At 45.1% G+C, this 26,870-nt stretch carries 34 protein-coding genes and 1 pseudogene; 2 read left to right on the plus strand and 33 right to left on the minus strand.

Annotation, left to right across the window (positions count from 1 at the left end):
- Positions 1-254: 254 nt before the first annotated feature.
- Entirely contained in the window at positions 255-1,754 is a 1,500-nt protein-coding gene (locus tag ACGTJS_RS11750) for an alanine/glycine:cation symporter family protein (RefSeq protein WP_410472207.1), read from the plus strand.
- Between the two features lie 298 nt (positions 1,755-2,052).
- On the opposite strand, the gene ACGTJS_RS11755 is transcribed toward ACGTJS_RS11750, so the two are convergent.
- The 16 genes and pseudogenes from ACGTJS_RS11755 to ACGTJS_RS11830 form a co-directional block, all read right to left on the minus strand.
- Entirely contained in the window at positions 2,053-2,535 is a 483-nt protein-coding gene (locus tag ACGTJS_RS11755) for a hypothetical protein (protein WP_315042516.1), read from the minus strand.
- A 100-nt stretch (positions 2,536-2,635) separates the two neighbouring features.
- A complete protein-coding gene (locus ACGTJS_RS11760) occupies positions 2,636-3,082 on the minus strand; it encodes a hypothetical protein (RefSeq protein ID WP_410472208.1) in 447 nt (148 codons plus the stop codon).
- Between the two features lie 90 nt (positions 3,083-3,172).
- Positions 3,173-4,039, minus strand: coding sequence for a DNA adenine methylase (locus ACGTJS_RS11765; protein ID WP_410472209.1), 867 nt, complete (start codon positions 4,037-4,039; stop codon positions 3,173-3,175).
- Positions 4,040-4,110: 71 nt separating this feature from the next.
- A pseudogene (locus ACGTJS_RS11770) lies at positions 4,111-5,061 on the minus strand (DNA cytosine methyltransferase).
- A gap of 158 nt (positions 5,062-5,219) precedes the next feature.
- Positions 5,220-5,738 carry a D-Ala-D-Ala carboxypeptidase family metallohydrolase gene (locus tag ACGTJS_RS11775; protein WP_410472210.1) on the minus strand — a complete coding sequence of 173 codons (519 nt, stop codon included), beginning with the start codon at positions 5,736-5,738 and terminating at the stop codon, positions 5,220-5,222.
- A gap of 21 nt (positions 5,739-5,759) precedes the next feature.
- Positions 5,760-6,215, minus strand: coding sequence for an enoyl-CoA hydratase (locus ACGTJS_RS11780; protein ID WP_315042506.1), 456 nt, complete (start codon positions 6,213-6,215; stop codon positions 5,760-5,762).
- Positions 6,208-6,789, minus strand: a complete 582-nt coding sequence (locus ACGTJS_RS11785) for a DUF4376 domain-containing protein (RefSeq protein ID WP_315042503.1) — start codon at positions 6,787-6,789, stop codon at positions 6,208-6,210. Before ACGTJS_RS11785 ends, ACGTJS_RS11780 begins: the two co-directional genes overlap by 8 nt.
- On the minus strand, positions 6,789-9,122 hold the full coding sequence (locus tag ACGTJS_RS11790; RefSeq protein ID WP_410472211.1) for a hypothetical protein: 2,334 nt from the start codon (positions 9,120-9,122) through the stop codon (positions 6,789-6,791). Before ACGTJS_RS11790 ends, ACGTJS_RS11785 begins: the two co-directional genes overlap by 1 nt.
- Positions 9,123-9,140: 18 nt before the next feature.
- Positions 9,141-9,755: a phage tail protein I gene (locus ACGTJS_RS11795; RefSeq protein WP_315042498.1), complete on the minus strand. Its 615-nt coding sequence runs from the start codon at positions 9,753-9,755 to the stop codon at positions 9,141-9,143.
- Entirely contained in the window at positions 9,715-10,854 is a 1,140-nt protein-coding gene (locus ACGTJS_RS11800) for a baseplate J/gp47 family protein (RefSeq protein WP_410472212.1), read from the minus strand. The genes ACGTJS_RS11795 and ACGTJS_RS11800 overlap by 41 nt, the downstream gene beginning before the upstream one ends.
- 24 nt (positions 10,855-10,878) lie before the next feature.
- Positions 10,879-11,229 carry a GPW/gp25 family protein gene (locus ACGTJS_RS11805; protein ID WP_410472213.1) on the minus strand — a complete coding sequence of 117 codons (351 nt, stop codon included), beginning with the start codon at positions 11,227-11,229 and terminating at the stop codon, positions 10,879-10,881.
- 89 nt (positions 11,230-11,318) lie between these two features.
- Positions 11,319-11,864, minus strand: a complete 546-nt coding sequence (locus ACGTJS_RS11810) for a phage baseplate assembly protein V (RefSeq protein ID WP_410472214.1) — start codon at positions 11,862-11,864, stop codon at positions 11,319-11,321.
- Entirely contained in the window at positions 11,848-12,906 is a 1,059-nt protein-coding gene (locus ACGTJS_RS11815) for a phage late control D family protein (protein WP_410473269.1), read from the minus strand. The genes ACGTJS_RS11810 and ACGTJS_RS11815 overlap by 17 nt, the downstream gene beginning before the upstream one ends.
- 21 nt (positions 12,907-12,927) lie before the next feature.
- Complete coding sequence (locus tag ACGTJS_RS11820; RefSeq protein ID WP_410472215.1) at positions 12,928-13,143, minus strand: tail protein X; 216 nt, start codon at positions 13,141-13,143, stop codon at positions 12,928-12,930.
- A gap of 14 nt (positions 13,144-13,157) precedes the next feature.
- Positions 13,158-14,045, minus strand: a complete 888-nt coding sequence (locus ACGTJS_RS11825) for a phage tail protein (protein WP_410472216.1) — start codon at positions 14,043-14,045, stop codon at positions 13,158-13,160.
- Positions 14,045-16,834, minus strand: coding sequence for a phage tail tape measure protein (locus ACGTJS_RS11830; RefSeq protein WP_410472217.1), 2,790 nt, complete (start codon positions 16,832-16,834; stop codon positions 14,045-14,047). Before ACGTJS_RS11830 ends, ACGTJS_RS11825 begins: the two co-directional genes overlap by 1 nt.
- A 48-nt stretch (positions 16,835-16,882) precedes the next feature.
- Here ACGTJS_RS11830 and ACGTJS_RS11835 point away from each other — a divergent pair, with 48 nt between their 5' ends.
- Positions 16,883-17,065 (plus strand): hypothetical protein, encoded by a 183-nt coding sequence (locus ACGTJS_RS11835; protein WP_410472218.1) that lies wholly within the window; start codon positions 16,883-16,885, stop codon positions 17,063-17,065.
- On the opposite strand, the gene ACGTJS_RS11840 is transcribed toward ACGTJS_RS11835, so the two are convergent.
- The 17 genes from ACGTJS_RS11840 to ACGTJS_RS11920 form a co-directional block, all read right to left on the minus strand.
- Complete coding sequence (locus tag ACGTJS_RS11840) at positions 17,062-17,292, minus strand: GpE family phage tail protein (RefSeq protein ID WP_410472219.1); 231 nt, start codon at positions 17,290-17,292, stop codon at positions 17,062-17,064. The genes ACGTJS_RS11835 and ACGTJS_RS11840 overlap by 4 nt on opposite strands.
- The gene (locus tag ACGTJS_RS11845; protein WP_410472220.1) at positions 17,243-17,542 is read right to left on the minus strand and encodes a phage tail assembly protein; all 300 of its coding nucleotides are present in this window, start codon (positions 17,540-17,542) and stop codon (positions 17,243-17,245) included. Before ACGTJS_RS11845 ends, ACGTJS_RS11840 begins: the two co-directional genes overlap by 50 nt.
- A 105-nt stretch (positions 17,543-17,647) precedes the next feature.
- Positions 17,648-18,160, minus strand: coding sequence for a phage major tail tube protein (locus tag ACGTJS_RS11850; RefSeq protein WP_410472221.1), 513 nt, complete (start codon positions 18,158-18,160; stop codon positions 17,648-17,650).
- 11 nt (positions 18,161-18,171) lie between these two features.
- Entirely contained in the window at positions 18,172-19,560 is a 1,389-nt protein-coding gene (locus tag ACGTJS_RS11855) for a phage tail sheath family protein (RefSeq protein WP_410472222.1), read from the minus strand.
- 29 nt (positions 19,561-19,589) lie between these two features.
- Complete coding sequence (locus tag ACGTJS_RS11860) at positions 19,590-20,096, minus strand: Gp37 family protein (protein WP_410472223.1); 507 nt, start codon at positions 20,094-20,096, stop codon at positions 19,590-19,592.
- Positions 20,086-20,559: a gp436 family protein gene (locus tag ACGTJS_RS11865; RefSeq protein ID WP_410472224.1), complete on the minus strand. Its 474-nt coding sequence runs from the start codon at positions 20,557-20,559 to the stop codon at positions 20,086-20,088. Before ACGTJS_RS11865 ends, ACGTJS_RS11860 begins: the two co-directional genes overlap by 11 nt.
- A gap of 3 nt (positions 20,560-20,562) precedes the next feature.
- Positions 20,563-20,883, minus strand: a complete 321-nt coding sequence (locus tag ACGTJS_RS11870; protein ID WP_410472225.1) for a hypothetical protein — start codon at positions 20,881-20,883, stop codon at positions 20,563-20,565.
- Positions 20,884-20,894: 11 nt separating this feature from the next.
- Positions 20,895-21,224, minus strand: a complete 330-nt coding sequence (locus ACGTJS_RS11875; protein ID WP_410472226.1) for a DUF2190 family protein — start codon at positions 21,222-21,224, stop codon at positions 20,895-20,897.
- Between the two features lie 12 nt (positions 21,225-21,236).
- The gene (locus ACGTJS_RS11880) at positions 21,237-22,166 is read right to left on the minus strand and encodes a hypothetical protein (protein ID WP_410472227.1); all 930 of its coding nucleotides are present in this window, start codon (positions 22,164-22,166) and stop codon (positions 21,237-21,239) included.
- Between the two features lie 26 nt (positions 22,167-22,192).
- Complete coding sequence (locus tag ACGTJS_RS11885) at positions 22,193-23,260, minus strand: hypothetical protein (protein WP_410472228.1); 1,068 nt, start codon at positions 23,258-23,260, stop codon at positions 22,193-22,195.
- 243 nt (positions 23,261-23,503) lie between these two features.
- Entirely contained in the window at positions 23,504-23,845 is a 342-nt protein-coding gene (locus ACGTJS_RS11890) for a Mor transcription activator family protein (protein WP_410472229.1), read from the minus strand.
- 15 nt (positions 23,846-23,860) lie between these two features.
- Positions 23,861-24,334 (minus strand): gp16 family protein, encoded by a 474-nt coding sequence (locus tag ACGTJS_RS11895; RefSeq protein WP_410472230.1) that lies wholly within the window; start codon positions 24,332-24,334, stop codon positions 23,861-23,863.
- Between the two features lie 67 nt (positions 24,335-24,401).
- Positions 24,402-24,677: an HU family DNA-binding protein gene (locus tag ACGTJS_RS11900; RefSeq protein ID WP_410472231.1), complete on the minus strand. Its 276-nt coding sequence runs from the start codon at positions 24,675-24,677 to the stop codon at positions 24,402-24,404.
- A gap of 25 nt (positions 24,678-24,702) precedes the next feature.
- Positions 24,703-25,218: a host-nuclease inhibitor Gam family protein gene (locus tag ACGTJS_RS11905; RefSeq protein WP_410472232.1), complete on the minus strand. Its 516-nt coding sequence runs from the start codon at positions 25,216-25,218 to the stop codon at positions 24,703-24,705.
- A 23-nt stretch (positions 25,219-25,241) separates the two neighbouring features.
- Positions 25,242-25,487, minus strand: coding sequence for a hypothetical protein (locus tag ACGTJS_RS11910; protein ID WP_410472233.1), 246 nt, complete (start codon positions 25,485-25,487; stop codon positions 25,242-25,244).
- 9 nt (positions 25,488-25,496) lie between these two features.
- A complete protein-coding gene (locus ACGTJS_RS11915) occupies positions 25,497-25,712 on the minus strand; it encodes a hypothetical protein (RefSeq protein ID WP_410472234.1) in 216 nt (71 codons plus the stop codon).
- 10 nt (positions 25,713-25,722) lie between these two features.
- Positions 25,723-26,862 (minus strand): ExeA family protein, encoded by a 1,140-nt coding sequence (locus tag ACGTJS_RS11920; protein ID WP_410472235.1) that lies wholly within the window; start codon positions 26,860-26,862, stop codon positions 25,723-25,725.
- Positions 26,863-26,870: the final 8 nt, after the last annotated feature.

The following is a 26,870-nucleotide window of genomic DNA, read 5'->3' on the forward strand; positions in this document are numbered from 1 at the left end:
TTAAATAAGCCAAACTAACGATATAAAATGCTACACACATTGAACCAAATGCTTTAAAAAACACTATATTCATAAAAAAAATAGTTATCACTTTTACATTTATTTTTGTGATTTTTCAAAAAAAAATGATTGCAAAATATTTTTTTTTGTTTAATACTAATCCGATAAGTTAAAGTTTGCAAATTTTTGTAAATTTGCGTAACGTTAATCAAATTTTTAAACATTTTTCCTTTTTAAAGACTTCGGGAGGAAGTATGGATTTAGAAACGCTGGTGGGTAAAATTAACGATGTGATATGGAGTCCTGTCTTTATCGCTATTTGTTTGGGCGTTGGGCTGTGGTTCTCGCTTCGTGGGCGATTTTTACAAGTCCGCCATTTTGGTAACATGATTCGCCTGTTAATGGACGGCAAAAGCACCGACCAAGGCGTATCATCGTTTCAAGCCTTAGCCATGTCGCTGGCTGGGCGTGTGGGCACAGGGAATATCGCAGGGGTCGCGACTGCTATCACCTTTGGTGGTCCAGGTGCGTTGTTTTGGATGTGGATGGTGGCGTTTTTGGGTGCAAGTACTGCATTTGTAGAATCTACCCTTGCCCAAATTTACAAAGAAAAAGACGAGAACGGCTTTTTTATTGGTGGTCCTGCGTATTATTTTGAAAAAGGTTTGGGACAAAAATGGTATGGCTTGTTGTTTGCCATTTCGATGTTTATCTCCTCAGGTCTGTTATTACCTGGCGTACAAGCCAACTCGATTGCCTCTGCAATGACTAATTCATTTGGTATGCCATCAACAGTTACCGCAGCCATTTTGGCGATTTTGATTGGTTTTATCATTTTTGGTGGGGTAAAACGTATTGCTGCGGCGGCTGAATTGATTGTGCCGTTTATGGCGTTAGCGTATATCATTGTTGCTTTAGTTATTATTATTTTACACATCAGTCAATTGCCTGATATTTTAGGCTTGGTTTTCCGTTCTGCATTTGGCTTGGAAGCAGGTTTTGGTGCGGTTTTAGGGTTGGCAATTCAATGGGGTGTTAAACGTGGTTTATACTCTAACGAAGCAGGTCAAGGTACAGGCCTACACCCATCGGCAGCCGCTGACGTGTCGCACCCAGCCAAACAAGGCTTGGTACAAGCGTTCTCTGTTTATGTTGATACCTTATTTGTCTGTTCGGCGACAGGTTTTATGTTGTTAATCACAGGCTTTTACAACGTACAAGACCCTAGCAAGCCTGACTCTTATTTATATCAAGGCGTAAAAGGCGTAGCGGCAGGACCAGGCTATGTGCAAACTGCAATGGAAAACATCATGCCGGGCTTTGGCTCTATCTTTGTGGCAATTGCGTTGTTTTTCTTTGCTTTCACCACGATTATGGCTTACTACTACTATGCTGAAACCAATATCCGCTATTTACAACGCACCTTAAAAATGGACTGGGCAATTCCTGTGTTAAAAATCATCTTTTTGGCGGTTGTTGTGTATGGTACGGTGAAAACGGCTAATTTGGCGTGGGCGTTGGGCGATGCAGGTGCTGGCTTAACAGCTTGGTTAAACATTTTGGGTATTTTATTTTTACAAAAACACGCTTTTAATGCGTTAAAAGATTATGAAAATCAAGTCAAAGCAGGCAAAGACCCAATTTATGATGCAAAAGCCAATGGCGTAAACAATGCCCCAATTTGGGACGAAATCGGCGAAAAATATCGCAAAGATGAAATTGAACACCCAAATAAAACGCATTTTGTGCCTTAATTTTCAACTATTTTTAACAAAAACAGTTGTAAAAAAAAACGCTATTTTGACAATGGCGTTTTTTTTATTAAGCTTCATCACCATTCAAATATTTATGCAAAAAATCAATTAGCAAGCGAATTTTTGAGCTTAAAAACGCCCGACTCATATACACAGCGTACAATGGCACAGCATTATGATGCCCGCCGCGAAAAATCTCGCTCATTTTTGCAATAAATCCCTTCATTAACTTCTTACACTGGGTGCAACACCCTTTCATTTGTGGCTTAGGTAGGGTCAGATAATTTCTTTTGTATTCCTACCTAACAACCAAATAATTCACAAACCCCATATCGTCCACGCAGCTGACCGCACGAAAGCCCAATGTATCAGCTATTCTGCCCCTTAACCGCCAAATTTCACTGTCATACTCATTTTCATCACCAAAATATTCACCCCTAAAACGAGGGATAAGATGAGGTAGAATTTCATGAGTGTTGTGTTGGTAGGCAACAGCAAAGGTGATTTGTTTGGCAAGGGCGTCATCGTCTATTTTAAGCTCTTTTTTGATGACTTCTACCGCTTTATCCCCAACCAAATCTTGATTGTTAGCGATTTCTTTGATGGGTATGCGGTAGCTGTGCAAATATTCGCCATAACGCTTGGCAATTTCCTTGTCTTGTGTGGCACAAATACCATCATAGCGATTGGCAGACCGAGTGCATCCGATAAACAAGCTACCGTTTTTGATTTTGACTTTGGTTTTATTAAAACTGCCGTGATATAGGGTAAGATAGTTCATTGTAAGATTTTTTGGTTAATTTGTCTCATTATAGCAGGATAAAAAGCCAAAAACAAAGCACCCCAAACTTTACGCTTGGGGTGCTTTTTGTCCTACTTGGCTACTGCAAAAACTTGATAATCTCCACCAGTTTATCCTCGATGTGACGAACGACGAGCTTTTCGACTTGGCTTTGTTTGTCAAAATTAAGGTTGATTTGATGTTCCGCTAATTTTTCTTTGATGAGCTTAAAGTAGATGTCAATCATCGTGGTGTCGGTTGGTTCTTGGATTGTTTCATCTTGCTTAGTGCTTGCCCGAGCAATCAAGGCGTATTTCTTTAAGCAAACATTCAATTCATCAAGGTTCTGGATTTCAAAGTTTTCAATGACTTCATTACACTCATCGTCTTCCCAAACCGTCAAAAACACCTGCTTGTCAGTAACTTTGCCAATAATCAAATAACAATTGACACCCCGAAACCAAAGCACGCCATCGTCCATCTCGCAGTCAAAATCTACCACACCATACTCTTGGATAAAATTTGAAACCGTTTGAATATCTAACATCGCATTTACCTTTAACTTGTTAATTTATAAGGCACATACTGCCGTACTCATAGAGCGTAGTCCAGTCTTTTTGCAATGAATTTTCACTTTTTAAAACTTAACCAAAATATTATCCTCATAGCCAATTTGTGCGTTAATGCGAGCATTGACAACAATCCGCTCAAAGCCCCCAACTCTTTGCCAAGTCGGTGGCTCGTACTGCTCTACATAAGCCATATAATCCATCAACTCGCTTTTGGTGGAGCTAAAAAAGATAAAGGGTGGACTCACAAACTGCATAAGCCTTAAAAACTTCGTCATACCAAAATAGCCGTGCTTGGCATAAGCCCCCTGTGCGGTGCATAGATAAGGTGGGTCAAGTAGAAGCAAGCAATTTGGCGTATCTTGGTATTTTTGTAACAGCTTTTCAAAATCTAGGCATTCAATGATAAGACCTTCCAGATAGCCATCTGCATTTGGATAATCAGTTTTGACAATGCGGTTGTAAAAGGTACTTTCGGCTAAAAATTCGTCCAAATTAGCAACTTGACGACCGCTAAACAATAGCCAACCTGCCAAGGTTTGCACATCAACAAACGTCCCGTTGTCAGCACTTTTACGGATATGGTCTAGGACTTTGGTTTTGGCGGTAGACGATAGTTTGATATTTCTTGGCTCGTCTTTTAAGATTTCAAACAGCTCTTGGCGTAAGCGATTGGTGGCGGGAATATGAGCCAAACGCTCGACATAGCCATCAAAGTCGTTATAAATAACAGTCGCCTTTGGCAAGATACGCTTGGCATTGTGAGCAAGTAGCCCAGAACCGCCAAAGACATCAAGCACGGTCAAGCCCTCTCCATCATTTGAGACATTGTCTTTTAAGATTTTTTCAAAGTGCCTTAAAAACATTCGCTTTTGCCCTGTAAATGGCAAAGGGGCGGTTTTGTGGTGTTTGGTAGAAAGTGAATTGAGTGTCATAAACTTATCCTTTTAAAGTTAAAGGCGTTCAGGACACTCAAAGCGTTTGGATTATTGGGATTTGGGTTAGGTTAGGAATAAAAAGCTGTCATCAAGTGGCTTGCGATAAACTGTGCAACTTGCGGACAGACGGCGTTTCCCGCAGCCCTAGCTTCACAAGCGTTGGTCTCATCCAATCCTTTGCAAAGCCCATCATTGATAGTCGTTCGCTCCCTGACAGCCATCTGATGCCGTCCGTTTGGCACAGCGACGATATCGGCACAATTGATGTTGATGGCGGATGAGCCGACCCCTGCCAGTAGCGTATGGTGTGCGTCCGCCCAGCACGATTGCGATTCAGTCTTGCCACAAATGCGTTCCACTGACCCCAAGTCAGCCATAAACTCAGCTGGTGGGTATGCTCCCAAACCTGCGACCAAGAATACCCTACGGCGTTTTTGGGGGACTCCGAAATAACGGCTGTCCAGCACTCGCCAAAATCCCACATACCCGCATTGGGCAAGCGTTTAAATGACTGTTTGTAGGTCTTTGCCATCGTTGGAATTGATGAGACCTGTGACATTTTCAAGCACGACAAATCTTGGCTTAATTGCTTGGATAATACCGACAGCGTCAAAGAACAAGCCTGTGCGTTTGCCGTTAAGTCCTGCTCGTTTTCCTGCCATTGACACATCTTGGCAGGGGAAACCACCGATGATGACATCAACGGCTCCGCCATTTGGCAAGGCTTGGAGTTTGGGCAAACAGGTTTGGACATCGTCAAACTGGGTGGCGTGTGGGAAACGGTCTGATAAAACCGCTCGGCAAATGGGGTCAATTTCCACTTGCCAGCTGGTTGAAAAACCTGCCCACTCAAATCCCAAGTCAAATCCGCCAATGCCAGCAAAGAGACTGCCGACACTGGGTTTGGATTTTGGGGATTGTTTGGTATTAGGGGCGGACTGGGTCGATTGGCTTTTGATTTGAATTTTACCTAAGCCAATGGCAAGTAGTTTTTTACAATTTGTGCAACGAAGTTTCATTTTTTGCGTAATCCTATGGATTTTGTGGTAGAATAATACCGCTTAGCTAAGCAGGCGGTTCTTTGGGCTTACGCACTCAACCTGCGTGGCTGGTATGGCAATGCTCCAACATTGTCATACCGACCGTCTTTATCTTTTTTTGCTTAATCTAAATCACTTTACTCTCCTTGCAATCCCTGTAAATACACGGTCTTACTGCCTTTTTTGATGGCGGTCAAAACTTGATTTCTTTGACCGATACCATCTTTTTTAAAGCCAATATGCACCCACGCCCCATCTCCCCTTTCAGGAAACTCCAAAATCAGCTGGTCAAAGGCAATCAAGCCTTTGTCTCGCATTTGCAAAATTTCTTTGGCAAAATCACTTGATATAAAGCCTGTGGCATCACAATCGGCTGCTAAACCAAAACGATGAGCCGATGTGGGGCTACCACCTACCAGCTTATTCACTCTTTCACTGCGATAACAGGAAGTTACGATGATGGCGATGGGCTTTTGGTATTTGTCATTTAAATAAGCACGCACCTTTTCTAATTGTTGGGCGGTATAGATAAGGTTGGCAAGCTCATCGGGGTTTGGCGTGTTATCGATGCCGTGCCGTCTGGCAGTTTCGCTTCTTGTCAGCTCACGGTAGCTAAAATGCGGTGTGATTTGGGTTGGGTAAGCGTTTGTTGGCATTGATTTCTCCTAAATAAAAAATTAGTTATCCAAAATGGATAAATGACGGACAATCTCGGCAAGCTGATTGGGGCTAAACCGAAAGCCTTGATTTGACCCAAAAATGGCGTTATAGCACCACTCAGAACAAAAGAATTTATCTGCGTTTTGTGGTAGTCCCGCCACACAGCCCAACGCCCCTAAAAGGTCATAATCCGAGCCGTGATTTTGTCGGTAATAGCGGGTAATTTGTTCGGGCGAAATGCCGTCAAGGGCGATTAAGTCCCATTTGTCAGGACTTAAGGGCATTATTTTGGTGCGGACACCACCTTCACGCACGCTTGATGAATAGCATTGATAGCGTCCGTCAGGCAAGGCAATGGCAATCTCAGTATGACTGTATTTGCCACGAGTAAAAAAGCGGGTAATGCCATCGCACAGACGGTGAGCGAGCTTATCGCCACGCCCACGGTAACAGGCAAGATAGACTTTATTCATTGGTTACTCCTTGTTCGTAAATGGCTGTCCACCCCTTTGAATAATCGTATTCCAAGGGATTTTGTGCCTGCAACATTGCCAAACGGTGCTTTTCGGCATTGGCAAAGTCAGCTTGTTCAGCTTGCAAAATCGTCATCGCAAGTTCAGTCAAAAGTGGTTTGGTTAATTTGACAAAACTGTTATCCATCGTTTTCCACATCAAATCTGCTGGCAATTCTGGCAAGATTTGCAAGGCTAGGTACTGCGTACGAGAGCTGTCATCAGTATGAAACCATTTGCCCACCGATTTGACATAGACCCCGCCACGAGTGATGGTGTGGCGTTTTTGTTTTATTTGTTCCCAAATGTCGGCTTGGTGTCGTTTTTTGATGGCTTTTGGGTCAATCGGTGCGTCATTAAAAACAAATTTACCATCAATAAAGCGTGTGTCGCCCTTGTGATTTTGGCAATATTGCTGATAATCTTCATCGCTCACAGTAATCAAATTGTCTATATCTATGTTGTATAGAAATAACAAATCGCCATCAATCAACTCAAAACGCCCATCATCATCTATCAAATGAATGTAATACATTAATAACCCTCCACAATCACAAATAAGTCAATATGTTCAGACGCACCACCGTGCATTCTTGATAAGTTGAGCCAGACATTGCTTTTATCGATACCTTGATTGCGAAATGCCCAAGCCACTTCGTGTTCGGCTGCTTCTGATGAAAATTGAGCTGATGAAGTGGTGTTGCTACTTCGCATTGTTTGAGCTTGTACAGATAAGATTTTGTTTGGCATAGCCGTCCATAGAGCAATTGGAATTCTATAGTTGGCAATATTGTGATTTTGATAGCCTACCGCATTGTCATCTCGCCCAAACCACAAATCCCTAAAATGTTTCAAGTGAAAATATTGTCTAATTAAGCCATCAGCGGACACCACCACTTGACCTGTCATCTCTATGTTATTGGTTTCGTCGTCAAATGCTATTGCCCAACCGCTTATGGTGCGATTGAAGTATCGTACGGTTGCCTTGGTTAATGTAGTCGCCAAACTCACATTCCCCGACCCATCAAAATTCACACTGCCAGTTACCGCCCCTGTTAAGGAAATGTTACGGGCGGTTTGAAGTTTAGTGGCAGTGGCAGCATTGCCATTTAAGATCACATTGTTGTTTCTGGTGTCCCACAAAAAAGGACGAGTATCATCCCATTTGCCATTTGGGTCTCCATCTGGTGTTTTAAGCAGATAAAACACATCGCCATCATAACGAAAAAATACCGAACGGTTTCTGTAGAAGTTTTTAATGCGAAAGCCATTGTCTTGAGTTGTGACCACTTCTTGACTAAAAGTCTTGTTACCGTCAATGGTTTGATTATCACGAGTTTTAACAAAATACTCATGCAAATGTCCATAAGCGTGAGAATGTAAGCCTTCTGCATATACAGTCAGTCCTGCCACACGACGGTCTTGGGTATCGTTACCAGCAGGGGTAACAAGTAACTTGGTGTCGTATTTTCCATTACCTAGTGATACTACTTGCATACCACCCTTACAAATACCGCCAACGCAAGCGTCATAAAAAATGTGTTTATTTGGGGTTTTATTATTGATTGACATGCCAACCCACTCATTACCATAATCCAATCGTAAATGCCCCGTCATTGTGTCGCCAGTTTTATTGGTTTTTCCTGCAATATCCTGCAACATAGAATTGGTTGCCCAAATAACACTATTGTTAGTATCATAAAAGACTAGATTTTTATCATTTTGTAATGCAAGTCTATGACCGTGTACGCTATATAGGTTTACCGCGTCAAAATTGATAAGAATTCGGTTTTTATTATCAACTTTGATATTAAGTATTCCATCTTGTGGAAATTCAATCCCTGTGTCATTGTCATTTGCACCCTTAACACCTGAATTTGGAACATAAAGCGTACCTGTCAAGACTCCGCCTGCCTTATCCAATTTGCCATCTTGCAAGGTTTTGCCCTGCAAAGCAGTCAAGGCTTCGCTCTGGCTAGTGCTACTTAGGGTATTGTTGAGTCTTACAATACCTATGGTATTCGTGCTTGCACTTGGTACACCTGTGATGTCGCCCCAAGCATGATTATGGTTGCTTGGTGTAAAAGTGCTAGGCTTGCCATCAATCGCACTCCAACTGTGGCGGTGCTGACTATTGGCTTTTTTAATAAGTTCGGCATTCGTCCAGCTTTGGTAAGCAATGGTCTCGTCTTGATCGGATTTAACCAAGTCATAAAATCGTCTTGTGCCATTATCGTCCTGTAAAAAACGAATACCAAGACCGCCATTTTGGGCAGATTTATAGTTGGGGTTTGCTTCAATAAACCATTGACTACCATCTGACAAGGGGAAATGAAGTTTTGCCCATTCATTATTTGTAATATTTAATCTGCCAGCTAAAATTTGATGACCTTGATTGCCAAGTTTTCTATCATTCAACACCTTACCCTGATTGGCTGTCAAAGCCTGATTGGTTGCCGTACTTGTCAAGGTATCGTTGAGCTGAACAATGCCTTGCGTTGTAGTGCTTGCCTTATCAATCTCGTGGCTATGGGTGTTGGAGATAGCGGTGTTAATACTGGTGGCGGTGATTTTACTTGGCGTGCCAAGAGCAAGGGTGCGAGAGGCTGACAAATCACCACCGCCTGTCAAGCCATTGCCTGCAGTAAATTGTACCGCTTTGTCTGCCTTGGCGTTATTAGCATTTGCAATCGATTGATTGATTTCGCCAATCTGCCTTGCCAGCTCATTTTTTAGCCACAGCGTGCGATTGGCAAGCTGTCTTGGAGCTCTATTGTCAATACCGTTTTCGCCGCCCATCACAGGGTCTGAAGTTTCAAGCTGATAAATACCAGCTTCCCAAGTGCTTGTTTCTCTAAGGTTTGCCATAGTCATTTTTCCAAAAAATTAAGCTGTACCACGGGTGTATCTGCCATCTCGGACAATTTTGCCATTATGCCGAATGCTTGCTTGGGTAAAATCAAGAGCTGACAAGATACAGCGAGCAGGTGCAAAGGCAGATAGGGTTTTACGAAGTAAGTTCGCCTGTTCAAGGGTGATGGGTTCATGGATAATAATGCGATAATACGCCCAGCGGTCAGAATGTCCGTAGTTGTACACACCATCTCGCCTGATAATCTCACCATTATGCCGTTTACCACCAAAACCCTCTTCAAGCGTGGCATTACCAAAGCCAAGCCGCCTGACAATCTCTTTAACTGCCCACGGCGTGCCTTTATAGCGATGTAGGTCATACGCCCCTTTGATGAGATTTCGCCTTGCTTCATCGCTCTCGGCAAGCCAATAACCATCTACCCCTGCCACGCTCATACTCTGTGCCAAAATTGGCAAATGATGGCTGTCCACCAAATCAATCAGCCTTAAAATGAGCTTATCAATAGGCAACTCATCAAGCGATAGCCCCAAATCCGCCAAAGCAACAAATAAAGGCTCTTTGGCAATCACATCAGCATATACCAAATCAGCCATCGGCTTGCCCCACGATGGTAATGTTAATGGCATTGCACATTGCAACGCAGTCAGGGGCGATGGCAGTTAGGCTTGGACTAATCAGATGAACATCATAAACACCAGCTACTTGTAAAGTTTTGGCAATGTTAAGTGGCACAATGTCTTGCCCAAGTCGGCTTTCTGTTTGTTTTTGATAAGTTTTAAACGCATTTTTGGCATTTGCCAAAATTTCATCATGGTTTGCCCCTGTAAAGGCGGTCAGCTCAGCATTTAGGGTAAAATTAACCACTTTTGCAGAATTGACCGTAACCGTATCACATAAAGGGCGTACCTTTTCATCATTTAGAGCTTTACCCACTTCACGAATCAGATTGTCCGAAACTGGCATAGACTTGCCAAGCAAATGCACTGCCACTGTCCCGCCAATCGGTTGCCCCTGACGATCTATGGCATTACCCACATAGACATCAATAATCTCTTGGCTGACCGAACGGGCAAAATACGCATACGCCCCTTTTGAGCCTGCGTTACTAAAACGCTCAAAGGCAAGCATAATCCGCTCTCGGTAGCTGTCGTCATTTTCCACATCCGCCCCATTTTGGCTAATCGTGGTGTTTTTGGCGGACACGGTGATGGTGGGGTGTGGGCGAGTTGCCAGCGTGCTGATTTGCCCCACCGCATAGCCATTGCCAACTGTACCTGTTTGAGTGCAAACAGCAGGCAATGTAATGCTTGGGTGGTTTTGAGTCAGTTGCCCGTTCTCTGTGGTAGCAAAAGCGACATTGCCTGCCAAGATTTGTGTACCTTTGCCAATTTGAATGGTTAAATTGCCAATCTCAGAAGGACTAACACTAAATTCCAAAACAGTATCCGCAGGCTGTGCAGAAAGCCGATTTGTGCCAAAATCCGCCCCAGCGACATCAAGCATTAGCCCTGTAGCGTATGGGATATGTTGCTGACGGTAGGCTTCATTGATCTGTTTTCTAAGCAATAATTCACGAAACGCAAAGGTGTTGATGAGTAGGCGTTCAATATGAGCAGGTTGCAGCACTTTGCCTGCTCGGTGTTCGTAATCTTTAATTGTTTGGCTTAAAATCGTGCCAATGTCATCGTCCACAATTTTAAGATTTTCTCGTTTTGGTAATGCCACGCCTTGCCCCTATGCTCTTATGTTTTAAAGTATAAATTCGCTTTTATAAATCTCGCCCTTAACACCGTCCGCCACTTGCCAATCCAGTATCATCGTCAAATGCGGTGCTTGCCCCATAAAATAAATGTCTTTGATGATGGCTCGTTTTTCCCAAGTTTGGATTGCCAAATGCACTTCTCGCACCACATTAGGGATAAGAATTTCAGTCGGCGTGTCCAGATAATCCAAATGAGCCGAGCCAAAGGTCGGGCGAAGGACATCAGAGCCTTTTTTGGTGGTCAAAATAATCTCAATGCAGCGATGAATGTCGTCAATGTCAGTCATTGCCGTGCTGTCGTGTGAGAGTTGCCAATGGCGGTGATTGGTGGCTGTCATTTTGACCTACAAAAAAATACACCCAAAGTGATTGGGTGTATTGTAGGAGGTTTTGGAATTTGGGTCTTTTAAAGGGTTTTAAGAAAAATCTAGGGTGTGCCAGTTTTGCTATTGCCACCAGCGACACCGCCGTGCGTGTGTTTTTTAAGGCTTGTGCCACTTGCAATTACATCATTGCCCGCTCTAACTGTGCCTGCAACATTCATATCGCCTGTGCATTCAGTAAAAGGCGTATCTAGTTTTAGTTGGTTGGCGGATTTTATTAACACATCGCCACTTGTTTCTACGATGATTTGTCCGTTTTGGCGGTTGTGGCTGATGGTTGTACCGTTTGTGAATTTTTTAATCCATAGCTCACCATTATCGGTTGGTGAGGTATCTTGGTCATTATAAATCACGCCAAGCACCACGCCACCGTCGCCACTCGCATTCATCAAGCACACAGCGATTGCCCCCACATCGGGCAAGGCGTAGAATTGATTGCCACCTGCTCCCATTGTGATGACAGGAAGCCAGTCGCTTGTCATACCGTCCAAAGCACCCAAGATGACTTTCACTTTGTGTGTCTTTGGGTCAATTTCACTGACTTCGCCAAATTGGAGCGTGGCGGATAGATTGTTATGGGCGTAATTCATTGGTGTTTTCCTGTGTTTTGTTGTCTTTTGGGTCAATATATTCAAGCATTTTAATCTCAATCGTGGTTAAAAAACCTTGATTGCTTAGGGTATGGCGAGCTTGTTTCACCAAATATTTGCCACTAAATTTGCCAAAGTCAGCCACCAAAATCGTCTGACCCGCCACCAACATAGCATTACCAATCAGCTCAATCTCCCCTGCAATTTGCTCATCAGCTTGGTTTTGGGCGTGGGCATTTGCCATTGCTTGTGCTTCGCCATCTGTGGCATTGTTGGGGGCGGTGATTTTTAGGGTGTCGGTGGTGGTAGGTTTTGCCCCTTTTCTTTTGGGTTTGGGCTTGGCGGTTTTGGTAATAGTTTGTTTACTTTGGGTGTTGTAGGTGGAAACCTGTACTTCACTTGGCGTGTCTTTGATGACATCACGAAAACGCACATCAATGACCGAAGTTTTATCCAGCACCGCCACCGCCTCATTTTCGCCCAGTTTTTCATTATCATAAAAGACCAGCGTTTTATCCACAATCTTAAAGCTATGCCCATAGGTCTTGGCAAGACGGGTCAAAAACTCCACATCTCGCTCTTGATACTGGGTTACGGTGGTGATTTTAATGTCTCTGATTTGCCCAGTTACGGACAGATTTAGGCGTTTTGCCACCGTGCGGACAATGTCGGCAAGGGTGGTGTCTTTATAGACTTTGGCTTGATTGGTGCGATTTGCCTTGCTAATGCCTGTGGAGAGTGCCTTTAACACCACCACAGACGGTGGATAGCGGTATTCAATCTCGCTAATCTCAAATCGCCCAAGCAACATAAGCTCGCCTGTATCATCAGCCAGCGACAGCTCCACGCCATCGCCATTGTCAGGATACCAATCATACAACCAGTCGCCATTCACATCTTCAAGCGTTAAAGTAATCTCGTCCGACTGGTCAGACAAATAATCAGTATAAGTGATTTCTAAAAGATAAGGCGTGATGGCGTTGGTGATGTCTTTTTGCTCATAGATGACGGCAAATTTGGGCTTGTCGGTATATTGTATCATTGTCAATCTGTTCCTTAAAACCTATCTAAACCAAGGGGGTAAGTTGGTGTTCTTAGCCTGTGATTTTTGGATAATCGGTACAAGCACGGTCGTGCCTGCGGTCAAGGTCTCAGATAGCGCAAGCTGTGGATTGGCGTCCATAATCCGCCCAATCTCATCCACCGTGCCATAATAGCGATGGGCGATTAAATCAAAGCGGTCGTGTTCATTGCAGGTGTGGATTAGTACGCTACTCATTTTTTTAAATAATCCTATCTTTTAAATGGTTTTAGGGGTTTTTTACTGGCAATTTTGGCGGTCAGTTTAGACACGGTGGATTTACCCACACCCATTGCACCGATTGCCCCTGTAAAGGCGGTCTTTGCCCCAGTTAAATTGCCTGCTTGCACCGCCCCAATACCTGTGCCTACCTTACCAAGCGTATCCGCCACCGCACTACCAAATTTGCCCATACCGTCCAATTTATCAGCATAAGTAGATAGGGCAGGAATGTTTGATAAACCTTTAACAATATTTGAGCCGTCCGACACAATCTCGGACAAAGTCAAAGCATAACGAGCAGGGTCATTGCCAAGTTCGCCAAGTAAGGCGATTTTTGCTCTAATGCCGTCAAGCAGTCCTTCACTTCTATGCCACGCCCCCACATCCGCCATTAGGCTTGCCGTTTCTATATCAATGGGTGCATTGATACTATCCTCTTTTTGTGATAAAAGTGGCACACCATCAAGGGTGGCAAGAGCAGGGGTATCATTAGAAGCAGTGGGGTTGCCCACAAATTCGGTCAGCTCAACTTCAATATCCATCGCCAGCACATCGCCTGTCTCATTGGTGGCAGTGGTGGTAACACTCATTTTATCAAGGGTAAAAAAGCCCATCATCTGCCCTGACCCTGATACCAGCCCTAGTGCATCTTGATTTTCTAAGGCTTTGTGCAAAGCCTGATAACTTGCCCCCACATCGCCCAGTCGCCAATGCAGTCTTAATGAAAATCGTAATTTGGCAAGGTCAAGCCCCAAGCCTTGTGTTCTGGATTTACCCACAATCACATCGTGATAGGCAAAACGGGCGGTGTGGGTAGCACTCATCGCAGTAAACGATTGGGTCAGCTCAAAGCCAATTTTCCCAAGCATTGCATACATCAGTAGGCTCTCCGTAATCTATCCGCTTGCATACGGTTAAACAGTTTTTCAAATTCAACTTGGGATAACTGCAAGGCTTTTTCAATTTTACCCACATCAAAGCCACCTGCATTGATGGTAGGGTTAAAATGAATGGTAATGTTGCCTTGACTTTGAGAATTGATGGCGTTGGTGTTTGCCATTCTTGCTTGGTGTTCGCCCACGCTTGTGCTGATTTGGGCGGACAGATTGCCCATTTTTGTGCCAAAGCTTGCCGTCACGCCCTTGGCAAGTGAGCCGACGGCGGACACAGGTTTTTGACCGCCCTTATCAATACCGATCGCCAAGCCTTCGGACACCCACGAGCCAAACTGACGAAACACACGGCTAGGACTGTTAATGCCAAGCATTCTTTTGGCGGTGCCAGCGACATTACCAACCGTGCTACTAATCGCTCCTACTACCGTCCCAGCCATTGATTTGATACCACCAATAAGCCCCTGAATGATATTAACCCCAAAGGTGCGAAAGCGTCCAACCAAGCCACTCAAGAATCCCCACACCGCTGAAAAAGCAGTGGAAAAGGCAGAGACAGGACTAAATCCAGCGATAACTGCACGCGGCCCTGCCACCGCCACCGCAAAGAGTGAACGAATGCCATTCCAAATACTGCCTGCCACCGCAAAGAGCGTGGATAACGCACCGCTCCACACACTAATGATGGTGCTTGCTACTGAGGCAACAATATTAACAATGCCAATAATGACCACCCCAACGGTTTGACCCATTGACCTTGCCCCATCGCCTGCCATTTGACTTTGGGCAAAAAATTGACCGAACCAATCTATGATTGGGGCAACAAGTGGGGCAATACTCGCCCATAGTCCACCAAGCACCGCCACCACAGGGGCGAAAGTGGCTGATAATTGACTGCCAATGCCGCTAAAAGTTGCTAATAATGGGGCAACGCCTGTCATAATGCCGTCCCACAGACCCATAAAGAATGAGCTAATCGGCGTCCAGTATTTATAAATCACCAACGCCACGCCTGCCAACGCAAGGGCAAGCCAGCCAATCGGCGTGGTTAAAAGTGCCTTACCAAAGCCCATTACTGCCACTCTAAGGACATTGAATACACTAGAAAGCGAACCAAGCCTGCCAAAGGTAGAAGTTAGGGTGGTAATGCCTGATTTGATAAGGTTAAACCCACCTGTAAACAGACTAATCGCAGTGCGAGCTTGGCGAGCAGATAGTCCAAACAACCGCAAGGCTGAGACAGCTCTGCCCATCTGAAAAAGACGAATGGATGCATTGACCAGCCTAAACGCCCCAAATACTCTAAGTAATGAGCCGTAAACTGACAAAAATCCACCAACCAATAGGTTAAGTCCAAACCGTACCGCCAATGAGCCTACCTTAAAGGCAAAAAGAGCAGCCACCACCTTAAATAATGTACCAACAAGCACAGGGTTAGCTTTAGCAAATCCAATCACGCTTTCAATCACGGGCTTGATGTCGTTAATCAGCCCATTTAAGGCAGGCAATACCACCGAACCAATGGCAATGCCCAAATGAACCATATTGTTTTTAAGAAGTTGGATATTGTTGGCGGTGGTTTCAGCACGAGCTTCATATTCCTTGCTCATTGAACCGTCAAAGTTACTGGCATTTTTTATGCCTGCCAGTCGCTCTTCAATCAGCCCCAAATTAGCAAGCAAAGGGGCAATGCCCAGCAAAGACTCAGAGCCAAACAGCTCTTTTAAGGTAGAAGCCTGCTCGTGTTTGTCCAATTTGCTAATGGCTTTTAAGACTGCAAGCGTTGTCCCTTCGGCATTGGTTTGCATATCTTTGGCGACTTGTTCGTGGTCAAAACCAAGTTTTTTCCACGCACTAATCTGCCCCTTAGTGGCGGTCTCGCCTGCCACCAAAGACAACATCATATTTTTGATGGAAGTTGCTGCCACTTCTTCGGCGATACCAAAGCCCTTCATACTCGCCCCAAGCACCGCCACCGTGCCTGTGCTATAACCTGCCACTTCGCCAAACGCTCCCACTCGCTGAACAATTTCCATAATGCTTTTGGCGGCGGCAGGAGTGGTATTGCCAAGATAATTGATTTTGTCGGCAAGGGTTTCCACACCTTTTTGGTCTAACTGAAAGGCGGAGCGAAGTTCCGCCATTGATTGACCTGCTTGCTGGGCGGAAATGTCAAACGCCACACCCATTTTGACGGCACTGTCAGCAAACTGCATTAACTGCTCTTTGGCAATGCCTGACTGACCGCCCAATGCCACAATATTGGCGATGTCGGTAGCCGACATAGGACGAATGGATGATAACCTTAAAATCTCATTGGATAAGGCTTCTACGCCTTGTTTGGCAATAATGGGATTGTCGCCAAAATCCACGACTTTTTTGACATCTGCCATTGCACTTTCAAAATCAATGGCAAGTTTAATCGGCACACTTAGAGTCAAGCCTGCCCCCACCAAGCCCATTATTTCGCCTTGCATATCGGCACGAGCCTGACGGTTATTTTCTAAGCGAGTTTGGATACCTGCTTGCTGAACAGCATTCATTCGCAAATCTCGCATTGTCCTGCCAAGCCTGTCATACTGGCGTTGCAGGGTGGGAACGGCAGATGATGTGCCTAAGCGGTCTATTTCGCTTCTAAGGCGTCTTTGTTCATTGCCTAAGATATTTGAGCTACGGCGAACGCTGTCCAGTCCGCCTGTTAGTGTACGAATGGCAGACATCGCCCCACCAATCATTGCAGACGCACTAATAACAATTGATAATTCGGTCGCCATAGGTTACAATATTCCTAAGTTGTTTTAATTAGATAGTAGGGGTAGGATATGGCTTGGCTAATGATACCTTTTATGATTTTGATGTTCTTCTTGGCGTTGTTTGTTATCTTATTGCCTTTTGTGGTTGTGGCTTTCATCTACGACCAATACCAAATTTCAAAACGTAATAAACAAGCCGTCAAAAAAGACTGGGCAAGGTTGGTAGCCAAACTTGAAAACCAACCCACCTAAACCCCACCCCTTCCATATCCCGCCTTGACTTGGCGGGATAATTGTTTTAGCCACACATCAAAGTCATCAAGACTAAGCTCATCAATGGTTTGACTGCTCCACCCATACCACCACGCAAGGTCGGCAATGGCATCGTAGAGCTTATCAAGCCAGTTGGGGTCAGGTTGTCCGTTTTTGTTATTCGCTAAACTTGCGAAAAGTGTCTTGGACTTGCTTGTAATCAGCAAGGTCAATCAGCTCAAAATCTTCTGGCACTGTGCCTGTTAATCGTGCAAATAAGGCAATCTCTTGCTCCACTTCGCTTTTGATATGACCCACCGCTTTTAAGTCCCCCACTTTGGCACGACGCATTTTCAGCTCACTTACCGTTTCGCCAAGCCCGTTTTTAAAGGGCAATTTAAGCGTGATGGTGGCGTGTGAGCCAAGTTGTTCTTGGACAAGATGGGCAGGGTTTGGGGTGGTGTTTTGGTTTGACATAAAAAAACTCCATAAGATTAAAAGAAAAATACGCCTATCAAGCGATAAGCGTATTTTAGAGAGTTTGGGCTTTTGGGTCTTTTAAAGGGTTTTAAGAAAAATCCTTTAAGCACCAACCACACGGCGAAAGTTCGCCAGCACATCCGTGCCATTGACACGGTATTCATTTTTAAAGGCATTAAAATAAAAGATTTCTTTGCCGTCCACCAGCTGACGCACTTCGTGGGCTTGGAAAGTACTGGCAAACTCCGCCTTTTCTTTGGGTTTATAACTTCCCAAAGGGTTTTTACTAAATGTGCCTGTCAGGATTGTAACCAATGGCACTTCCGCCGCCAAGCCTTGTGCATCGTGCTTTTGAATGTCGGCACGCACCATCAGCTGAACCGCTTTAAATGGATGATAGACAGTGGCAAAGACATTTTCATAAAAGCTGTTCCAAGTAATCTCCCCCTCCATCGCCTCTACACCGCTTGGCAGTTTAATCGTGCCGACCAGCCCAAGCCCCTTGTATTCATCTTGGCTGACTTCCACATCGGGCAGCTTGATTTCGCTGGCTTGACCTAGTAGGCTGTTACCATTGACATAAATGTTGGCGTTAAAAATGGCGTTAATTTGCATTGCTTTTCCCCTTATTTCTTACCAGTCAGATTGACCAAGTATTTTCTTGTCATTACGCTGGCATTGGTAATGCGTTCGGCAGGCAGTTTTGGTGTGTAGTCATAGACCAGCGGAATTTGACCTTTGCTAAATGCGTCCACCAAATCATAATCGTGGTCTAGTCCTACCGAATAGCCGACAATGGATTTTAGCGTTCCCAAATAAGTACGGATAGACTCAATTAGGCTGTCAATCAACGCATCATCAATCGGTCTATCCACATATTGCAACTCAAACTGGCGAATAGACTCATCAATGATGTCGCCTGTTCTTTGAGCCACTTCAAAGTTTTTGATATGACTGACGGATGGAAAGCACGCCAAGCGGTTGCCCCACGCCCGAAAGCCAGTACCATAGCTGTTAAAGACGGTGGTAATGCCTTTTTCGTTCAGGCGGTTGGTCTCGGACTGCGGGTCATCAATGCGAGCAGTGAGCGGAATTTCTAGGGCGGTTACGCCAAGTAGCTCGTGGTTGGACTTTGAGTGCCAGTAGCCTTTGTCCACATCCACTTTCATACGCAGACCCGCCAAATGCGTGGCAAGGTGTTCTGTACCCAAAATACCCACGACATACGGATAGCACAGCTCGGCTCTATCGCTACTGGTGTTAAAGTTAATCGTGCCACTTGCCCCACGCCCTTGCAGGACGGCAGATAGAGTTGTCCCTTTAGGGGCATTATAGTAGGTGATGGCGTTTAGCTTATTTGCCATAGCAATCATTGCCGAGCTTGCCGTAGCGGTCTTGTCATACTCTGGCACGATGATGATTTTGGCGTCCGCCCCAAATTTACCAAAGCCTTCGGTTAAAAGTTCAAGACCTGTGCGTTTGCCACTGCTTGCCACAAACCCGCCCAAAATGTCGCTTTCGGTAACTTTGGCAGGGTCGGTGTAGGTGTAGCTAATGGTTGGGGCAGTGGGGCGAGCGTTAAAGGTAATCTCACCTGTCAGCGTGTTAATGGTGTATTGGTTGGCATTTAGCACGGTTTGACCATCTTTGACGGTATAGCCTCGTTGAATGGCAGGTTTACGAGTTTTGGCAGTTAAGGTATTGACATCAACCGTCAAAACTTCGTCAGTCACGACTGTCTTGTGGCGAGCAGGGTCGCAGACATTGACGACATAGGCAATACCTGCCTTGTAGCGTGTCCAGATATGACCAGCATCAGGAATGGTAAAGCCTGCTTTGGTGATTTCATCGCCGCCAAACTTGGCAAAGTCTTTGGCGGTTTGGCATAGGGTTAGCACATTAACATCGCCAATAGGGGCAGTCCCCACAATGGCGGTAATCGCCCCATTAACGCTATAAACAGGACTAGAACCACCGTCAATGCGAAAGGTTTCGGTGCCGTGATGAAAAGACATAAAATACTCCTTTTAAGGGGTTTTTGGTTTTAACTTTTTGGTTTTAACTGGGGATTTAGCTCGTATGTGGGCTGTCTTGTGTGGACTTGCACCACTTTGGGGCGGTTATCAGGCTGGCAAACTTCCACGCTTTGGGTCTCGGTGCGTACCTTTAACTCATATTGCCACGCCCCACCGTCTTGGTGCAGATAGCGTTCGCTTAATAGATGAATTTTGTTGCAATGCTTAGGGCGAAAGCCTGTGATGACCGCTCGCACCTTATCAAGCAAGGCAATAGCCCCCTTATCGTGATGGACACCACGCCCAAAAATGGTAAGCGAAAAGGTTAATTTACGAGTTTGGGCAATGCCAAAAGTGTCGTCTGTCATCTCATAGTCTGACCCCTGATAACCAATCAATACCGCCCCCACAGGGTGGATAAAGCGATAAGTAGCAGGATTATCAGGAAATAAATCCACTTCTACGCTGGGCAAATCCTGACGGAGCTTTTCTTGCACACTTGCCAAAATCGCCAAAGTAATGCTATTACCCATCATAGCCACTCCAATCACTCTTGCCACGAGAGCGAACACGATACGCCCCACGCTCTTTGTGTAAGGCGTTTTCGTTTTTGGCTAGGTCGGTGGCAAATAGGTGCATTTTGCCATTTTGAACGAGATTTAACATTTTTAAAGCATCGTCATAGGCAGTCTGCAAGGTTTTTGGCATTTCACTAGCGTTAATCCGCCGTTTGTGTAGCCAATAGCGGGCAATGTCGCCACACCAAGTATTTAAAAGCGTTGGCACAGATTGCAAAGGCAGAGCATAACGCCCCGCCAAATAACCGTCCGCCACTTGGCAAGCGTGGCTGATTGCCTTATCCACCACCGCCCAATCAGGCTCTAAACCTTGATAATCATAATGGTTTGTCAAGTCATCACGACTAAGCTGGATAAGCTCTACCTTGCTACACAAGGCGACCATATCTTCACGGCTGATATAAGGGGCGGTGTGGTTCATGGGTTAAGCCTTTTTGCGAGTGGGTTTTTTAGGTTCGGCAGTTTCGGTGGTAGCCGCTTCATCGCTGACTGTGTCGCGATTAGCGGTTTCGTCCACTTGTGGAGCAACTTCATAAGTTGGCTCATCTTGAACCTCTGGTGTTGGCTGTGGCTCAAAAACTGGCTCGGATATAGGTTCATCTGACACATCATCAAGTAGCCTGGTATGGGCAGATACCTTGCTATACACTTCATCTGTCAAATCAATGATTTGACCTGTTTCAATGCGTACCAGCTCGCCATTTTGTTCAAGGATTAAAGGCGTGTTTACTTGGACTTTTTTCATTGGTTTTCCCCTTATCTTAATAGAACTTTGACAGATTCGTTTGCACCGCTTGCCGATGATAGGGCAAGAAATTGCCCTGTTTCGGATTTAATGGCACAGCCTTGGGCGTCTGAGCCGACTTTGTCGCCTTGCTCAATCGCACCGCCAGATTCCACAATGCCCACGCCCAAAATTTCTACCGCCACGGACTCACCTTGTTTTGCATCCACAGGCACAATACCAAAAATAGGGTCATCGGCTGTGGCTTGTTTGCCTTTGGCGGATACAAAACGGTTGCCGATAAGTTCGCTCATTGCCAGCATAGTAACGGCAACGATTGCTGATTTGGTTGGATTTGCCATTGTTATTCCCCCTTAAATCACATTTTCAAATAAGAAACCGCACGCACCGCCTACGACAGCAGCCTTTCTGATGTCGGTATAACGCACATATTGCACCTTACCGCCTTCACCATCATATCTGTCCACGACAGGCAAGCCACGACGGCGGAAAGTATAACCAAACGCAGGTACGCCCTCATCATTACCGCCTGGTACTTGGTCCGGGCGGACGATAAGGCTGGCAAAATTGCCCCAAATCGGTTTGGTTTGCTTGTTACCCACTGGGATTGATACCGCATTACCGATTAAAATTTCATCAAGTTCAAGTAACTGTTTAAGCGTAGCGATATTCAATAACGACTTATTGGCATTATCGCTAATCAAGGATCGAAGTTTGGCACTTCTGCGGATTTGGGTGTAGACCTGACCGCTTAGCACCAATGTCTTAGGCGTTACGCCTGTTGCACTTCGCACCTGCTCTTTGGCATCGTCAATGATGGTCTGAATGTCGGCATCATCGCTTGTCCACTTGGCGGACGCAAAGTCCTTGCTGTGAGCATTGGCATAGACCGATTTTGTTTGGGTAAGGCGAGCGATTTCGGCTTCTTGGCGAAGTTGTACGCCTTGGGTGACACGGCGGGTGGCTTTGGCGTGTTCGTCAAACTGGCTCTCGTGCTGTTCACGGTAGTCCACGCCTGCAGCTAAGTCGTGTTCTTCTAGCACCACAGGCATTGTCGTGGTTTTATCTAGCGTGATGATGTTGCTTGCTGCACCGACCGCTCGCTCGGTTTCATATTCCACGAGCGAACCCTTGCCAAAAATCGGCACTTTAATGCCTTCTTTATCGGTATAAACCACAGGCATAATCCGCTCGCCAATAAAATCCGACTGCATATAGCCCAAGGCAAGATTGGTTAAGACTTCATCTTTGCCACGCAGATGTGATAGATGTGTTGCACTCATCATATACTCCTAAATTATTTTTAAAATTAAGCCGTACGGCGGGCGGCTTCTTCGTAGCTAATATTCTCGGCTTTCATCAAAGCGACCGCTCGCTCGTGGTGGCTCATATTCTCGCTAAAATTGACCGTGCTTTTGGTAACTTTGTCGGTCAGATGTGAATGCTGTTTTGGTAAGTTGCCCAAAAATTCTTTAAATGCCGCCGCCAATGGCTTTTTGTCATCGCCTTCGCCAAAGTCAGCGGTGGTGTCATTTGGAAATTCGGCAAAGTTTAACACTTGGGTTAATAGCTCTTTGTCGCACGGCTTAATCTTGCCGTCTTTGACCAGAGTTTCGGCAAAATTGGCATTGACGGTATTTGCCACATCTCGCTCTTTTTTGGCTTGCTCGGCTTTAAATTTGGCAAGTTCGGCTTCGGCTTTTTCGGCTCGTGCCACAGCGTCATTTAATTCATTCATTGCAGTCTCGCTTTGGTTGTTGGGGATTGGGTTTGGGTTATCGGATTTATCACCATCGGTGTCAGTTTTTGATGGCTCATCTGTGCTTACGCTTGAATTGGCGTTGTCGCCTTCGCTTGCAGGTGGCTTGCTTTCACTAAAATTAAAAAATCTGGCAAAGATACTTTTAATATCAAAAACAAGTTTTTCACTCTCGGACAGCTCGCCAAAGCTGACAACGCCGTCGCTATTATCATTAAAGCTGACAGGCGATAAGCCTTTGATCGCAGGGGGCAACGCTCCTAAAAACCCAATATGGCGTAAATACCAGTTATCTGGCTTAGGGTTGCTTGGGTGTTTGGGTGGGTAGAAACTGGCGGAGAGTTTTTTGTAACGCCCTGATTTAACAAGACTCACAAAGCCTTCGTCCATTTCGCCAAATTCTGCATACAGTTTGTCGCCTTTGGCGGATAGGGATTTGACCCAGCCATAAGCAGGAGCGTTGTCATCAGGGTGTCCGATGACGATGGGGGCTTCGTGAAAGCTCGGATTGTAGCCATTTGCAATGGCATTAAGGTCATCAGGCGTGATGGTAACTTCTTTGCCTGAGTTATCGGTTCGTGTGCCAGCGATAAAGATTTCGTGTTGTATGGTTTGCATAACAAAATCCAATGTAATTTTGGGCTATTATGCAAAATTTTGGTATTATGGTCTTTTAAAGCGTTTTAGGAAATTCGGTGGGAAATTTAAGGATTTTAATAGGATTTGAAAATGGGCGATTTTAGGGGCTATTTTGGGGGTTTTGGGGCGATATATAAGCAAACATGGGGAATTTGGTGGGGCAAGGGCGTTAAAAGCGGTTTTGACCGTTTTTGACCGCATTTGTGGGGCGTTTAGATAACATCAATCGTCCCACAAGGAGAATTGGCGGGTATTAAACTCAAATTGGCGTTGCTCTTTGATGATGGCGTAAATGCGTTGCAAGGTTACGCCATACTTTTTGGCAAGGACTTCGTGGTTGTCGCCTGTGAACTCATCATAGATTTGGCGGTTACGGCGGGCGGCTTTGCCTGAGATGTTTTTGGGAATGTACAAATTCTCACCGCCAAACTCATCAAGCACGGTGTCGGTACTCTCTTCAGCAATGGCGGTCGCCTGTGTCTTATCCACGCCTTGACCGAGCAGGGCGTGATAAATGATGTCATATAGGGCTTGACTAAATTCGTGTTGGCGGGATTTGCTCATTTTGGCTTCCTTTGGTTAAGTGTTGGTTTGGTTTGGTTTTTCTACCCGTTTACGCCAGTTTTTTAGACGTTCTATGACATTACTGGCTTGCTCACTATCCAAATCATCTATGGCGGTTTGGGTTTGATTTTTGATATAAGTTGCCAGTGCTTGCTCACTCTCATTTCTAACCGCTCCCAATGCGTGTAAATCCAGCCACAGATGGCGGATAAGTTTGATTTGTTGTTCTATGTCAAGACTTGCCTTATCATCTATGGGCTTTGGGTCTTTTTTCTGGCTGGTTACCACAAACCCAAGCTGTTTTAACCTTGCCAATACCTTGTTTAATTCACTGACATTCATCGCTTTGGTGCTGTCTTTGCCAGTCATTGCCACAAGGAGTGAGCGGTAAGTGTCATCATCAAGGCACAGTTTACTTTTGCCAATGTGAATCAACTGAATGAGTTTGGGTTTATTTAACGCAGTTCTTTTGGTTTTGTGTTGGCTCATTTTGATTTTCCTTAATGGATGATGATAAGCAAGGCTTAACCCTGCTTATCATTTGGGCTTGGTAGGCTTAATTAACCGCTTCTTTTAGCCCTTTACCTGCCTTAAAGCTCGGCACTTTTTTGGCTGGCACTTGGATTTTTTCGCCTGTTTTGGGGTTACGGGCGGTGCGTTCTTTGTGGGTTTTGATGGTAAACGAGCCAAAGCCCACCAGATTGACTTCGCCACCTTTTGCCAGTTCGTCTTTAATGCTATTTAGCACCGCATTGACCGCATTCTCGGCTTGTTTTAGGGGCAAGCCGTCCATTTTGTCATAGACAGATTTGATAAGTTCTTGTTTGTTCATAAGAATTTTCCTTTTAAGGTTAAAATTAAGGTTTGACATCAATTTCAAAGGGCGAAACGATAAAATCTTCCACGCCTGTGCTGATGGTAATGCCGTTGATGTCGGTGACGGCATTGGGTTCATTTAAAATAGCGTCTTTGTTTACCTCCTTTTTGGTGCGGATAAAATGGTGCAGTCCAAAGCGTTCTAGCCGTTCAATCACTTCATCAATCTTACGCAAGCTCACAGACGGTGGACGGATACGCCACGACACTTCGCCTGTGATAAGGTTTGCGGTTTTGCCACCGTCTTTTAACAGCATTGCACGGTTTGCTTCGCACCAAATTTGTAGCTTGGGTGTCAGTTCGTCAATGGCAAGTTTTAAAGGATTGATTTTTTCGGCATAGCTTTGGGTAATGTCCGCCACTTCATCGTTCATTTGCCCTGTGAGCCGTGTGATTTCACGGTTATGCTCGCCAATGGTTTTGATGATGGCTTGAGCCTCATCAAGGCTTTGGCACGCTTGCAGGGCTTGCGTTTTAGTTTTGGTGGGTTTTTTCATAATTACTCCGTTTGGTTGGGGGGTTAAAATTCAAAATAACGACATTGCAAAGTGTGAGCAGTCATAAACAGTCGCATTTTTAGCAGGTCATCGTCATTGTCTTGGTTGAGTTTGAATAAATCATCTTTGGCGGTCATAATCGCCGTTGCCAGTTTTTCTTTGTCAAGCTCGCCACGCTTAATTAAAATTTGCAAGGCTTCATCTAGCATTAGCATACCCAGCGAGTTTTTAGCATCGGTATTATCATCAATGTGTAAAATCATTGGCATAAGTTGCTCCTAGAATATCAGCGTAAACACCAAGCCAATCGCCAGTACAATCACGGTCAAGATAAGCAAGGCAATCCACGCAGACTGGCGGTCTTGGCGGTATTGCATACGCACAATGTCCATATCCATTTGTGCCAAACGCTTTTTTTCGTGTTGTAGCCATAGGTATTCGGACACCGATAGGCTCGGGTGTTTGTCTTTGGATTTGGGGTTTTGAGTGTTCATTTTTTGCTCCTTAAATACTTTTGATAATATCGCCATCTACCTTGTCAAAACCCAAATAAACGGTTTCGTTCATAGCGTGGGCGACTAGGTTATTGACCGCCAAAGGATAAAGTAGGCTATGCTCGTGCGTGCCAGCTTTGGTGCGAGATTTAACGGTTAGACGCTGACTGATGGCATCAAGGGCGGACTCATCTAGGATTTGTTTAATATCGCCCCCTGCTCGCTCAAATTTATGCTTTAAGTAACCCGCCAATTTACCATCGGTCAAAGGTTCTAAGGTGGCAATCTCACAGCGTTGCACCACTTCACGCACCGCAGGGTTATTTTCAGCCAGCTTGGTGGCAAGCTCGGTCTGTCCAATCAGCACAATGCCAAGCAAGCGGTCAAAGCCTGCTTTTAATTCATAAAAGCGTTTTAGGTGCTTTAAGGTGGGGATGGGCAAGCCGTGAGCTTCCTCAATGACAATCAAGTGGCGATTGCCCGCCTTGTGGCTTTCAGTCAGAGCCTTGTGGATTTGGCGAAAACGAGCTTCTGGACTTCTCTTGGGTTTTTCGCTTGGGGCGACTGCTTCTAGGATAGCCTCGGCAATGTGTACTGATTTTAAGGTTTTGCCCTTGATGTCATTATCCTCCATCGCCAGCACATACGGCTCAATGAGAGTAGTGGCTTTGCCGTCCTTAAAAAGTCGGTCGTGCAAATCCTCACGCAAGGTAGATTTGCCTGCACCGCTCTCGCCAATGACCGCAAGAAACCCGCCATTACTCGCCACATCATATAGGCGTTCACGGATATAGCGGACATCGTCAGATTTAAAAATATCGTCCGATGAGCGGATTTCGTCATCAAAGGGGTCTTTGGCAAGCCCAAAATGGCGACGAGTTTGGGGGTTTAGGGTGGATTTTCTAAGTAGCATAAGTTCATCCTTATCTTGACTTATGGGGGTTTTGGGGTTTTCGGTTTGGGTCAAAATGCTTGGCACGCTGACCCTATTTTTTATAAAATACTCGGCAAGATTTGCCTTAAATTGTTTGGTATTTTTGCTTGGAAAAACACCGTGAACCACAGCATTGACAAGAGCGGTTTTGCTAATGCCCAGCTCATTTGCTACGATCTGATAAGATTTTCCAAGCTCGTTAAAGGCGGTTTTCATTCCTAATC

The sequence above is a fragment of the Faucicola mancuniensis genome, assembly GCF_046523945.1.
GTDB classification, from domain to species: Bacteria; Pseudomonadota; Gammaproteobacteria; order Pseudomonadales; family Moraxellaceae; genus Faucicola; species Faucicola mancuniensis.